At 56.5% G+C, this 13,528-nt stretch carries 10 protein-coding genes; all 10 read right to left on the bottom strand.

Features of this window, described 5'->3' with window-relative positions:
- Positions 1–97: 97 nt before the first annotated feature.
- The 10 genes from rd to QZQ46_RS08230 all read right to left on the bottom strand — a co-directional run bounded on the left by rd (position 98) and on the right by QZQ46_RS08230 (position 13,520).
- On the bottom strand, positions 98–259 hold the full coding sequence (rd, locus tag QZQ46_RS08275; RefSeq protein ID WP_044503013.1) for a rubredoxin: 162 nt from the start codon (positions 257–259) through the stop codon (positions 98–100).
- A gap of 93 nt (positions 260–352) precedes the next feature.
- The gene (locus QZQ46_RS08270; protein ID WP_296828766.1) at positions 353–1,003 is read right to left on the bottom strand and encodes an RsiV family protein; all 651 of its coding nucleotides are present in this window, start codon (positions 1,001–1,003) and stop codon (positions 353–355) included.
- A 40-nt stretch (positions 1,004–1,043) separates the two neighbouring features.
- Complete coding sequence (uvrC, locus tag QZQ46_RS08265) at positions 1,044–2,870, bottom strand: excinuclease ABC subunit UvrC (RefSeq protein WP_296828765.1); 1,827 nt, start codon at positions 2,868–2,870, stop codon at positions 1,044–1,046.
- A 3-nt stretch (positions 2,871–2,873) separates the two neighbouring features.
- Positions 2,874–5,729 carry an excinuclease ABC subunit UvrA gene (gene uvrA / locus QZQ46_RS08260; RefSeq protein WP_296828763.1) on the bottom strand — a complete coding sequence of 952 codons (2,856 nt, stop codon included), beginning with the start codon at positions 5,727–5,729 and terminating at the stop codon, positions 2,874–2,876.
- 36 nt (positions 5,730–5,765) lie between these two features.
- A complete protein-coding gene (gene uvrB / locus QZQ46_RS08255; RefSeq protein ID WP_296828770.1) occupies positions 5,766–7,886 on the bottom strand; it encodes an excinuclease ABC subunit UvrB in 2,121 nt (706 codons plus the stop codon).
- 51 nt (positions 7,887–7,937) lie between these two features.
- The gene (locus QZQ46_RS08250; RefSeq protein WP_296828761.1) at positions 7,938–8,939 is read right to left on the bottom strand and encodes a nucleoid-associated protein; all 1,002 of its coding nucleotides are present in this window, start codon (positions 8,937–8,939) and stop codon (positions 7,938–7,940) included.
- Between the two features lie 15 nt (positions 8,940–8,954).
- A complete protein-coding gene (locus QZQ46_RS08245; protein WP_296828758.1) occupies positions 8,955–10,181 on the bottom strand; it encodes a metallophosphoesterase in 1,227 nt (408 codons plus the stop codon).
- 3 nt (positions 10,182–10,184) lie between these two features.
- A complete protein-coding gene (gene mutY / locus QZQ46_RS08240) occupies positions 10,185–11,243 on the bottom strand; it encodes an A/G-specific adenine glycosylase (RefSeq protein ID WP_296828756.1) in 1,059 nt (352 codons plus the stop codon).
- A 125-nt stretch (positions 11,244–11,368) separates the two neighbouring features.
- Positions 11,369–12,220 carry a carboxylating nicotinate-nucleotide diphosphorylase gene (gene nadC, locus QZQ46_RS08235; protein ID WP_296828754.1) on the bottom strand — a complete coding sequence of 284 codons (852 nt, stop codon included), beginning with the start codon at positions 12,218–12,220 and terminating at the stop codon, positions 11,369–11,371.
- On the bottom strand, positions 12,189–13,520 hold the full coding sequence (locus QZQ46_RS08230; RefSeq protein WP_296828752.1) for an L-aspartate oxidase: 1,332 nt from the start codon (positions 13,518–13,520) through the stop codon (positions 12,189–12,191). Before QZQ46_RS08230 ends, nadC begins: the two co-directional genes overlap by 32 nt.
- Positions 13,521–13,528: the final 8 nt, after the last annotated feature.

Here is a 13,528-nt window from a genome sequence, read left to right as displayed (position 1 = left end):
AAATTTACTTACCCCCAGTGTAACTGGGGGTTTTATCATGCCTATTCGGCGCCAATAAAAAAAAGCTGCCGCATAAGCGACAGCTTTCATGGCTGCATTAGTCCATCTTCGTGAAGGAACCTTTGTCAGCACCGCAGGTCGGACATACCCAATCTTCCGGAAGATCAGCAAATTTCGTGCCAGCAGCGATACCGTTATCAGCGTCGCCTTCAGCTTCATCATAAATGTAGCCGCAGATTGTGCATTCGTACTTATCCATAATCTTTCCCTCCTGATTGACGTATTAATAAATAATACTTATTAATTATTTTTTACACATCCATAATATCATATTGTCTTAAAAAATGCAAGATTATTTTGCCCGTTTTCCCATATTAATATCGATAATGCCCGACGAGTATGGAGCTACTTCATACTGGCCGAAGATGAAGTGGATATTGCCCTTCTTATCGAGGTAGAAGTTCTTGGGATTTTCCGTCAGACCGTTGAAATACGTCGACAGGACGTAGCCGCTGGACGTCAGTTTATTCGTGATTTTCTGAAGGGTAAAGGCTTTTTCGTCGCCCGGTTTGACCAGTTCGCGCCAGTCCGTAATGCGCCGGCCCGTGGTCATGTCGAAGACGACGCCCGTCTTCCAGCTCGTCGGATGGGCGGCCCGGTCGAAATAGAGGTAGCCTTCATCGAGGAAAGACAGGTACTTGCCGTCGTTTAAGGTCACGGTGTAATACTTTTCTTCCGTCACTTTGACGCCCTTCGTCCCCTGCTGGGCAAAGAAGGCCTTGGCCTGTTCCTGTTCATCGGCAAAATACTGAGCGATGGCTGCAGCAGCTCCGGCATTGCCTTCGATGGCAACGGTCGGATACTGGATGGTCAGGACACTGCCGTCATCGTGGGCATACAGGGCCTTAGGCGCATTTTCAATGACTGCCGGCGAAGCCGCCATGGCGACAGCTCCCATGAGCCAGGCACCGCACAAAAGGGTGAGCATTTTCTTGTTTATCATAAAAGGAACCCTCCTTCTCATTTTCTTTATTATACCATATTTACTGGACGATTTTCCGCTTTTCGTCGTTCTCTAATCGGAAGAAGTAGTAAATATTTTCGGCAGCCTGGCGGTTCATGCCCGGCACGGCAGCCAGTTCTTCGATAGACGCCGCCTTCATATCGGCCAAAGTCTTGAAGGCCGTCCAAAGGGCTTTGCGCCGCTTGGGACCGATGCCTTCGACGTGGTCCAGGACCGACACCAGACTGCGCTTGCCCCGAAGGTTTCGATGATAGGTAATGGCGAAGCGGTGGGCTTCGTCGCGGATCGATTGGAGGAGCTGCAGTTCCGGCGTATGGTGGCTGAGGATGATCGATTCGCTGCTGCCTTCGACGAAGACTTCTTCGATGCGCTTGGCCAGGCTGATGACCGGTGCTTCACAGCCGGCGTCGCGGATGATGGGCAGAGCCGCATGGAGCTGGCCCTTGCCGCCGTCGATGATGATCAGATCCGGTACGGGCCAGTCTTTTTCGCCGTAGCGCCGTCCCATGATTTCGGCCATGGACTTGAAGTCGTCCGGTTTCCCCTGAACGGTCTTCAATTTAAAGCGGCGGTATTCCTTCTTGGCCGGCTGGCCGTGTTCAAAGACGACCATGGAGGCCACGGTTTCGATCCCCTGGGTATGGGAAATATCGAAGCACTCCATCCGTTCGGGCAGATAGGGCAGATTGAGGATCCGCGCCAAGCCTTCGACGGCTCCCGTCGTCTTGTCGACGTCGTGCTGCCACTGGAGGCGCTTCTGCTCTAAGAGGGCGGCGGCGTTTTCGCAGGCCATGGTCAGGAGTTGTTTCTTCGTTCCCCGCTGGGGGACGGCGACGGTGACTTTCTTTCCCTTCTGCTCGCTCAGGCGGCGTTCGCAGCTTTCCCGGTCTTCTATGGCCGGAACGACGATTTCAGTGGGAACAAAGGTGCCGTCGCTGTAATACTGGTCGAGGACGGCATTCATCAGGGCTCCTTCTTCTTCGTCGCTGCTGTTGTCCAGGGAGAAGGTCTCCCGGCCCATGAGTTTCCCCAGGCGGACGGTGTAAATCTGGACGCAGGTCTGACCGGCCTGACGGGCCAGGCCGATGACGTCCATGTCGCCGCCGTCGGTGTTGACGATGTTCTGCTGTTCCTGAATGACGGCGACGGCCTTCAATTGGTCACGGTACATGGCGGCCTTTTCAAATTCCATGGCTTCGGCAGCGGCAGCCATTTTATCCTGCAGGGTCCGGACGATGCCGTTGTCCCTGCCTTCGAGGACGGCTACGGCCTGGTCGACGCTGGCGTTGTAGTCGGCCTTGGTAATGTAATGGACGCAAGGCGCGTCGCAGTGGTGCAGGTGGTACTGCAGGCAGGGCCGGTCACTTGGCATGACCCGGCACGAGCGGATGCGGTAGGCCCGCTGCATCAGCTTCAGGACCCGGTGGACGGCCGTCGAATCGGCAAAGGGGCCGAAGTAACGGGCGCCGTCGCGGCTGACCCGGCGGGTCATGAAGATCCGCGGGTAGTCTTCCTGAACGGTGACCTTGATATAGGGATAGGTCTTGTCGTCGCGGAGCATGATGTTGTAGCGGGGATGGTGCTTCTTGATGAGGTTGTTTTCTAAGATGAGGGCTTCCATCTCGGTGGCGACGACGATGGTCTCCAGGTCGACGGCATGGCTGATCATGGCCGCGACCTTGGGCGAACGGTTAACGTCGTGGCGGATGTAGCTGGTCACGCGGTTACGGAGGTTGACGGCCTTGCCGACGTAGATGATCTTGCCGGCCTCATCCTTCCACAGATAGACACCGGGCTGACCGGGCAGGTTCTGTACTTTCTTGCGTACGGCTTCACTGACAGCCATGACTTACCCCCTTTCTCCCTGTTCCATGAAGGCTCTCGTCCGTTCCAGGACCGGTTTCAGGAACTGACCCGTATAGGATGCCGGTACCTTACAAATGTCTTCCGGCGTCCCCGTGGCCACGACGGTACCGCCGCCGTCGCCGCCTTCCGGGCCGAGGTCGATGAGGTAGTCTGCCGTCTTGATGACGTCTAAGTTGTGTTCGATAACGACGACCGTATCGCCGCCGTCGACGAGCATCTGCAGGACGTCCATCAGCTTGTGGATATCGGCAGCATGGAGGCCCGTCGTCGGTTCGTCGAGGATGTACAGGGTCCGGCCGGTGCTGCGCTTCGATAATTCCGTGGCCAATTTGACCCGCTGGGCTTCGCCGCCGGAGAGGGTCGTCGCCGGCTGGCCCAGGCGGATATAGCCCAGGCCGACCTGCTGGAGGGTGGTCATCTTATTGACGATGCGCGGCTGGTTTTCAAAGAACTTGCAGGCATCGTCGACGGTCATGTTGAGGACGTCGGAAATGGTCTTGCCCTTGTATTTTACTTCCAGTGTCTCCCGATTATAACGGGCGCCGTGGCAGACTTCGCAGGGCACGTAGACGTCGGGCAGGAAGTTCATTTCAATGCGGATGATGCCGTCGCCCTTGCAGGCTTCACAGCGGCCGCCCTTGATGTTGAAGCTGAAGCGGCCGGCCTTGTAGCCCCGGACCTTGGCTTCTGACGTCTGGCTGTAGAGCTGGCGGATGGCATCGAAGACGCCGGTGTACGTCGCCGGGTTGGACCGCGGCGTCCGACCGATAGGCGACTGGTCGATGTTGATGATCTTGTCGATGAATTCCACGCCTTGGAGGTCCTTGAATTTTCCCGGCCGGTGGGGCGTGCCGTAGACGGCTTCAGCCATGGCCTTATAGAGGATTTCATTGACCAGGGTCGACTTGCCCGACCCGGAAACGCCGGTGACGACGGTCAAGGTCCCGATAGGAATGGAAACGTCGACGTTCTTCAAATTGTGTTCAGCAGCCCCGATGATCTTGATGGCCGTACCGTTGCCCTTTCGCCGTTCTTCCGGGATGGGAATATATTTCGTCCCCTTCAGATACTGGCCGGTCAGGGATTCGGGGCAGGCCATGATGTCTTTGGCCGTCCCTTGGGCGACGATGGTGCCGCCGTGTTCCCCCGCTTCGGGACCGATATCGATGATGTAGTCGGCAGCCCGCATGGTGTCGTCATCGTGTTCGACGACGATGAGGGTATTGCCCAGGTCGCGCAGGTTGCGCAGGGCGTCGAGGAGCTTGTCATTATCCCGTTGATGGAGGCCGATGGACGGTTCATCGAGGATGTAAAGGACGCCGACCAGACCCGAACCGATCTGAGTCGCCAGGCGGATGCGCTGAGCTTCGCCGCCGGACAGAGTCCCTGCCGTCCGCGACAAGGTCAGGTAATCGAGGCCGACAGTCTGAAGGAATTCCAGACGGGCCCTGATTTCTTTAAAGACCTGCTGGCCGATGAGCTGCTGTTTTTCCGTCAGCTTCAAATTATTGAAGAAGGGGATCATATCGCGGATAGGCAAATCGGTCAGCTCGGCAATGTTGAGGCCGCCGATCTTAATAGCCAGGGCTTCGTGGCGCAGGCGCGTGCCGTGACAAGTCGAGCAGGGCTTGACCGTCATGAACTGGGCAAACTGATCGCGCATCATGTCCGAAGAGGCTTCGCGGTAGCGGCGGCGGACCATGGGCAGGACGCCTTCAAAGGGCGTCGAAAAGGTCTTCACTTCGCCCCGCAGGTTTTCATATTCAAAGACGCAGTTGTCATCGGAACCATTCATCAATTTATCCTGAAGGTCTTCCGGCAAATCGTCGTAACTATTGTCCAAGGTAAAGCCGTAGGGCTTCAAGAGGCCGCCGAGCTGGCGCATGAACCACGAATCGGGATTGCTGCTGAGGGCGGCAATGGCCCCGTCGGCAAAGGATTTCTTCTTGTCCGGCAGGACCAGGCGGGTGTCGACTTCCATCGTGCTGCCGATGCCTGAGCAGTCCGGGCAGGCGCCGAAGGGGCTGTTGAAGGAAAAGAGATGGGGCTCGATTTCCGGCAGGCTGATGTGGCAGTCCGGGCAGGCAAAATGCTGGCTGAAGGTCAGCACCTCTTTAGTTCCCATGCGGAAGATGTGGACGATGCCTTCGGCCAGTTTGGCTGCCGTTTCCAAGGAGTCCGTCAGGCGCATGAGGATGCTGTCCTTGATGACCAGTCGGTCGACGATGACGTCGATGGTATGCTTCTTATTTTTATCCAAGGGGATGTCGTCGGACAGGAGATAGACTTCTCCGTCGACGCGGACCCGGGTATAGCCGTCTTTAATGAGCCTGGCCAGGAGTTTCTGGTGAGTCCCCTTGCGGCCGTCGACGACAGGGCCCATGACCATGACCTTCTCCCCTTCACCGAGGGCCATGACGGCATCGGCCATCTGCTCGATGGTCTGCTGGCGGATGGGCTTGCCGCAGTGCGGACAAAAGGCATCGCCGACGCGGGCGTAGAGCAGGCGCAGGTAGTCGTAGATTTCCGTAACCGTGCCGACCGTCGACCGGGGATTGCGGCTGGTCGTCTTCTGGTCGATGGAAATGGCCGGCGACAGGCCTTCGATATAGTCGACGTCGGGCTTGTCCATCTGGCCCAAAAACTGGCGGGCATAGGCCGACAGGGATTCCACGTAGCGCCGCTGTCCTTCGGCATAGATGGTATCGAAAGCCAGGGACGATTTGCCCGATCCCGACAGGCCCGTAAAGACGACGAGCTTGTCCCGGGGAATCTTGACGTCGATGTTTTTTAAATTGTGCTGGCGGGCACCTTTGATGACGATATATTTATCTTGCAAGGTTAACTCCTTCCTGTATCTTCATGCCGCGGCTGCCTAGCGCTTCTTCCTGGCATCGGGCCGCTTGATTTTTCGCTGGTAGCGGCGGCTCGGCATATCTTCGCCGTCCATTTCTTTCGGCAGGGTGTCGTCGTGGCTCATGTCGGCCAACTGTTGGCGCAGCTGCCCTAAGCGGTCGCGCAATTCGGCTGCCTTTTCAAATTCCAGCCGCTTCGACGCTTCCTTCATCTGCAATGTCATGGTCTTAATGACCTTATTCAAGGCTTCGCGGGTCATAGCCTTGCCCTTGCCGCCTCGTTTGCTGCCGTAGTTGGCATCATCTTCGGAGACTTTCGTCAATTCGATGAGGTTGACCACGTCTTTTTTGACCGATTTCGGCGTAATATGGTGCTGTTTATTATAGGCATCCTGAATTTCACGGCGGCGCCGGGTTTCATCCATAGCCCGGGCCATGGAATCGGTAATCTTATCGGCATACATGATGACCGTGCCGCCGACGTTTCGCGCCGCCCGGCCCATGGTCTGGATGAGGGACGTATCGGAACGCAGGAATCCCTCTTTATCGGCGTCGAGGATGGCGACGAGAGAGACTTCCGGCATGTCCAGGCCTTCGCGCAGGAGGTTGATGCCGACCAGGACGTCGAATTCGCCGACCCGCAGGTCGCGGATGATGTCGGCCCGTTCGATAGTGGCAATATCCGAATGGAGGTAGCGGACGCGGACGCCCATTTCCTTCAGGTAGTCCGTCAAATCTTCGGCCATCTTCTTGGTCAACGTCGTGACCAAAACCCGTTCGTCCTTGTCGGTCCGCTGGCGGATTTCCCCTAAGAGGTCATCCATCTGCCCTTCGATGGGACGGACTTCGACCTTGGGGTCGAGAAGGCCCGTCGGCCGGATGATCTGCTGGGCCAGATTGGTTTCGACGTCCATTTCATACGGGCCGGGCGTAGCGCTGACGTAGACGATCTGATTGATCCGTTCGACAAATTCGTCGAACTGCAGAGGCCGGTTGTCGAGGGCCGACGGCAGACGGAAGCCGTATTCGATGAGGCTTTCCTTCCGCGACCGGTCGCCGGCGTACATGGCCCGCAGCTGAGGCAGGGTGACGTGGGATTCGTCGACGAGGATCAAAAAGTCGTCGGGGAAATAATCGAGGAGGGTGTACGGCGCCTGACCGGCTTTACGGCCTGCCAGGTGGCGGGAATAGTTTTCGATGCCTGAGCAGTAGCCCATTTCTTCCATCATTTCCATGTCGTACCGCGTCCGCTGTTCGAGGCGCTGAGCTTCCAAGAGGTGTTCCCCGTCTTTCAGCTCCTTGAGCCGTTCGTCCAATTCCTGACGAATGGTCCCCAAGGCCCGTTCCATCTTGGCCTTGGTCGTGACGTAATGGCTGGCCGGATAGATGGCGACGTGCTTGCGCTCAGCAATGACTTCGCCGGTCAGGACGTCGACTTCAGTCAGGCGGTCGATTTCATCGCCGAACATTTCGATGCGGATGATGGATTTGTCGAAGGCCGCCGGAAAGACTTCGATCGTATCGCCGTGGACGCGGAAAGTCCCGCGGTCGAGATTCATGTCGTTGCGGTTGTATTGGATGTCGACCAGCTTCCTCAAGATTTCTTCCTGCGTCTTTTCCTGTCCCAGGCGCAGGGAGACGACGAGTTCGCTGTAGTCTTCAGGGTCACCGAGGCCGTAGATGCAGGACACGGAGGCCACGATGATGACGTCGCGCCGTTCAAAGAGGCTCATCGTCGCCGAGTGGCGCAGTTTATCGATTTCATCGTTGATGGACGCATCCTTTTCAATATAGGTATCGGTCGAAGCAATGTAAGCTTCAGGCTGGTAAAAATCGTAATAACTGACGAAATAGCCGACTTCGTTGTCCGGGAAGAAGGCCTTGAATTCGCTGCACAGCTGGGCTGCCAGGGTCTTGTTGTGGGCGATGACCAAGGTCGGTTTCTGTACCTTTTCGATGAGCTTGGCCATGGTAAAGGTCTTGCCGGTCCCCGTTGCCCCCAAGAGGACCTGAGCCCACTGGCCGGACTCGATGCCGTCGGCCAGGGATTCAATGGCTTCCGGCTGGTCGCCCATGGGCGCATAGGGTGCGACGACGCGGAACGGATGGGACGTATCGTAATCTTTATTGTAATGAGACATATCCATAAGGGCCACCTCTTTGCAGTTGTCCCTGGGGACAAAATAAAGGGATTATTTATTGACGATCTTTCCGATGTTCTTCAATTCGATGGACAGGGTTCCGTCGGGATTGTTGATGAAGCGGATAAAATCGGTATTTTCGATGTATTCTGACGGGAAGGTAATTTCAATGCCCGTATCGGTCTTGATCTTATGGCTGCGGCCGGCCTTTTGCGCATATTCCTTTTCGATAGCGACGACGTCGGGCAGTTTGGCTTCAGCTACTTGCTGCTGAAATTCCTGAGCCATGGCCGGCGAGCTGCCGAAGACGTCGGCCCCTACTTCCTGCGGCGAGAAGGAGTCGGCTTTTTCTGCATTTTCCACTAAATAACTCTTGGTCTTAGACAGGGCTTCGACCGTGCTGGCACCATGATCTTCGGCGACTTTTTCGGCGATCTTGCTGATGACCTTGACGGCTTCCTTACTGGAAATGACCGACGTGCATTGGAGCAGGCGGTCCGGCAGGAGGTAGACATCTTCGCCGTCCATCTTGCGCTTCTTGTCGACGAAGTGAATGGAAAAGTCACTGAGCCGGATGAGGGCATAGGCTTCGGCCTTCTGGGCCATACCGGGCAGGATGGCGTAATGCTTGATGAGCTTGTTGTAGACCGTCCCTTCGTCGTCGAGGATCTGATGGGTATAGGCCGTCTTATTGTCCAGCATGAGGACGGCGATATTGCGGACGTCGTCGTCATCCTGAAAGTCGATGACCAAGAGGTCCGTCGACTCGGGCTCATCGCAGTGAGCTACGAGCTGATAGAGGCTGCGTGCCGTGTCGGCCGCCAGTTCGTCAAAGGTCAGGCTGCCGTCTATTAAGGCCTGGAGCTTGGGCTGAAAGGCACTGGTGGCATAGAAGACGCCCGTCTGTTGGGACGCATCGCCGAGGATCCGGCTCAGCCTTTTATTGACGTATTCATAGACGACGTCGCTGCTGAAATCGAGGGCCTTTTGCGACACGATGCAGACGTTGGTATTGAAATCAAAAATATGGAGCACTGCTGCGTTGATCATCATAATCTATATCATCCTCTATGCTTGTTTTCGTAATTCAAAGACACTGGCTTCGCGGGAACAAAGGACGCGGAAAGGCAGCCAGTGGCCGGTACCGCGGTTGACGTAGCCCCGGCTTTCTCCCTTACGGAACATACCGCGCAGGTATTTAAAGCCGACAGCCGTGACCAAGGGGCCGATGGGGGCAAACTGAGCCCCGTGGGTATGGCCGCACAAGGTCAAGGGAATCTGCCGTTCAAAAGCTTCGTCGATGAAGGCCGAATGGTGGGCCAGCATGACGACGAAGGCATCGTCGGGGACGCCGTCCAAGGTCTGGCTGACGTAATCCTCCCGCTGTTTGGCAAAGGCTTCTTCCCCTTGGGCAAAACTGTAGTCCGTACCGGCAATGTAGAAGGGCCGGCCGTCGCTGCCCCGCCTCCCCTTCAATCCTTGGCCGTAGCCGGGGCTGGCTTCAAAGGACGCATTGCGCAGGATGCGGACCGGCGTATCTTCGAGCATGGCCGTAATGGCCGAAAAACTGCGGTAATATTCGTGATTGCCGTAGCAGAAATCGATGCCGTCGGGAAAGCGGTGAGCATTGGCGGCAATGATATCCCTGGCTTTGGGCAGAAGGACGATCTCATCGATGAGATCGCCCGTAAGTTCCAGCCGGTTCACACCTTTTTCGGCAACGGCGTCGATCGATTCCTGAAGGCGCCGGGGACTAAAAAAGAGCCCCATGTGCAAATCTGAGAGCTGACCGATTTTATAGCCGTCGAGATAATCCGGCAAATTTTTGTAAGTTAAGACGTGATACGTCGTATCCAAGTCGCTTTCGCCGAGGATATTGCCGGCACCGCTGGTCGCAAAGGCAGCGGCCGGAATGACGGCAGCCAGGCCCTTGACGAAGGTCCGCCGAGTCATCCCCCTGGGAGCCGGCACATCCTTGCGATGCCAAAAGCGGTGGACCGCCGTGGCCAGGGCAACGACGATGAGACAGGGCAGGGCCAAGAAAAAGGCCAGCAGCCAAATGAGGGCGGCTATCCCTTTCCAGTCGTATAAGCCGTCCCAGCCGGACAAGACCAGGCCGGGAAAGGCATTTTCATAGTAATTGAGGCCGGCAGCCGACAGGATGGTCAGCACCAGCGACCCTAAGAGCAAAGCCTTGCGGTGACCTGAGCGGAAGACGTAGTCCCACAAAAGCGACGCCAGGACACAGACGCAGGACGCAAAGATCATGAACGTGATTAAAAAAGTTCCCTTCATAGCTTATACCATAGCCGTGATCTTGCCGTGCGGGCCGGCCCAAGGCAGGGCATCGTAGTCGCTGCGGTCAATCCACTGCCAGTTCTCCTCTTCTTTGATATTTCCGTCGGTCAGCTCGCCTTCATAGACGGTGAGCTGCCAGACCTTATGAGAAAAAATGCTTTTCAGCGTCCCGGCCGGACTGTCGTCGACAGAAACGGTGAGGCCCTTTTCGGCCAGCAGGCTGCGAACGGCTTCAATGCCGTCCTGCCCCGTTCCCGGCGCATTGGGGAATTCCCACATCGAGGCCAGAAGGCCCTTGGGCGGCCGGCGATGGACGAGCCACTTCGTCCCGTGACGAGGAACGACGACGGTAATCTTTTCGACAGGCGCTTTTTTCTTGACCTCCCTCCGAGGCAGATCGCCTTCCCTGCCCTCGGCATGAGCCAGGCAGATGCCTTCTAAGGGGCAGTCTTCACAGCGGGGATGCTTGGGAATGCAGATCGTGGCCCCCAAATCCATGAGGGCTTCGTTGAAGGCGCCGGCCCGGCCGTCAGGCAGTTGGCCTTCGACCAATGCAGCCACTTTCTTCTTGACCGCCGTCGACAAGACGTTTTCTTCAATATCGTAAAGGCGGGCAAAAATACGCAGGACGTTGCCGTCGACAGCGGCTTCCTTCTTCCCGTAGGCTAAGCTTAAAATAGCGCCGGCAGTATAATCACCAACGCCTTTCAAAGCCCGTACTTCCTTCTTCGTATCCGGTACGCGGCCGCCATATTTTGCCTGTACTTCCTGAACGGCTTCATGAAGATTTCGGGCCCGGGAATAATAACCGAGGCCCTGCCACTGGCGCAGTACATCGTCCTGCGAAGCCGAGGCCAGACTCTTGATATTGGGGAACCGTTCCATCCAGCTGTCGTAATAGGGACGGACCGTTTCTACCTTCGTCTGCTGCAGCATGATTTCCGACACCCAGACCTTGTAAGGGTCCCGCGGCGATTCATCGCGCCAGGGCAGTTCTCTCCCATGGACGTCAAACCAGTCGAGCAGTAAAGAACTCCAATTTTCTTCTTTTATATTCATATGACAATAAGCCTCTTTCTTTCTACACTGTTATTTACTAGTATAGAAATCCAGAGGCCTTTTGTCAAACACGTGTTCTATTATTTTTTCTCATCATTTCAGTCCGAAAAAGAAAGGCGATCGAACTAAAGGGGACGCAGATTTTTAAGGGATAAATCGAGGATGGGCGCAGAATGAGTCAGGGCTCCGCTGGAAATATAGTCGACGCCGATATCGGCCAGGGCCGCAATATTTTCCTTGGTCACATTGCCCGAGCATTCCGTTTCAGCCCGGCCGGCGATGAGGGCCACGGCTTCCTTCATCATATCGTGGCTCATATTGTCCAGCATGATGATGTCGGCACCGGCTTCGACGGCTTCGCGGACCATGTCCAGGGTCTCCGTTTCCACTTCGATCTTGCGGACGAAGGGCGCATAGGCCTTAGCCATGGCAATGGCTCTCTTGACGCCGCCGGCAGCGCCGATGTGATTGTCCTTCAAGAGGATGCCGTCAGACAGGTTATAACGATGGTTGCCCCCGCCGCCGACAGTGACGGCATACTTTTCAAAGACCCGCATATTAGGCGTCGTCTTGCGCGTGTCGACCAGTTTAATGCTGCTGCCTTCCAAGAGTTTCGCAATCTGCCGGGTGTAGGTGGCGATGCCGCTCATGCGCTGCAAATAGTTGAGGCCTACCCGTTCGGCCGATAAGATGGAACGCATGCTGCCCGTCACGTCGGCCAGCTTCTGGCCCTTGTGAACCGTGTCGCCGTCTTTCACGGTAAAATGAACCTGAACCTCTTCATCTAAGAGCGTGAAGGCCCGGGCGAAGACAGAAAGGCCGGCAATGACGCCGTCGGCCTTGGCCAGGAGTTCGGCCTGCCCCATTCCGTCTTCGGGCAGGATGGCGTTGGTCGTCACGTCTTCGCTGGTAATATCTTCCTGCAGGGCCTGTAAGATCAAGGGATCAGCCTGCAATTTCATGGTTACTTTGTTCATGACTCTTTTTCTCCCTTTCCATTTCCCCTAAGATCGACTGCCGATACGATTCGGCCAGGACGGCTTCGTTGCGGCAGATGTAATCCGCAGCCTTGACAGCGGCACGGCTGAAGGCGCCGTGGTCGTCTGCCCCCTCCCCTTCCGACAGGTGAAGGGCCGCCCGTTTGCCGAAGACCAGGCTTTCCAAGAGAGAATTGCTGGCCAATCGGTTGCGGCCGTGAACGCCGTTGCAGCTCGTTTCGCCGACGGCGTAAAGGTGTTCCATCGTCGTCCGGCTGTGGCCGTCGACGTGGATGCCGCCCATGAAGTAGTGCTGAGCCGGCGTAACCGGGACCCAGTCGACGGTGGCATCGATGCCGTCTTCCAGGCAGCGTTCATAAATATTGGGGAAATGACATTCGATGACGTCCTTGCCGAGACCGGTCATATCCAGCCAGACGAAGGGCGTCTGATCCTTTTCCATCTGCTTGCGAATGGCTGCCGTCATCAAATCCCGAGGCAGGACTTCATTGGCAAAGCGCCGGCCGTCTTTGCCCCGCAGTTTAGCCCCTTCGCCGCGGACCGATTCGGAGATGAGGAAACTCCGGCCCGGACGGGACGAATAGAGGGACGTCGGGTGAATCTGGACGTAATCGATATTTTCCAAGGCCACGCCGTGGCGCAGGGCAATGGCCAAAGCATCGCCTGTAAGGTGCGGGAAATTCGTCGAGTGGTCGTAAAGGCCGCCGATACCGCCGCTGGCCAAAATCGTATTGCCGGCTTCAATGGCCCGGTAGGCCCCTTCACGGTCGCGAACCAAAATGCCGAGACAGGTATTGCCGTCAGTTACGATGTCGACCATAGTCGTGTAGTCGCAGATGGTCACGTTGGGCAGTTTCCGAACGGCGGCCAAGAGACGGCTGGTGATTTCCTTCCCTGTAATATCCTTATGAAAGAGTATCCGCGGCCGGGAATGACAGCCTTCGCGGGTATAGTCGAAAGAACCGTCGGCCTTTCGGGCAAAGTCAACGCCGTAGCCGACCAGTTCGTCGATGATGCGCCGCGACGAGCGAATCATGATGTCCACCGATTCGCGGCGATTTTCATAGTGGCCGGCCCGCAGGGTATCTTCCATAAAGCTGTCGTAATCATTGGCATCGTGGAGGACGCAGATTCCGCCCTGAGCCAGGAAGGAATCGCTGTTTTCCACGTCATCTTTCGTAATCATGAGGACCTTTTTGTCACGGGGTACGTGGAGGGCGGCAAAGAGGCCGCTGGCGCCGGTACCGACGATGACAACATCTGTTTTTTCTGTTTCCATGACATCTA

The sequence above is a fragment of the uncultured Megasphaera sp. genome (assembly GCF_900539295.1).
Taxonomy (GTDB): Bacteria; Bacillota; Negativicutes; order Veillonellales; family Megasphaeraceae; genus Megasphaera.
Note: the sequence above shows the minus strand (reverse complement) of the source record. Positions and strands in the feature narration are given on the sequence as shown.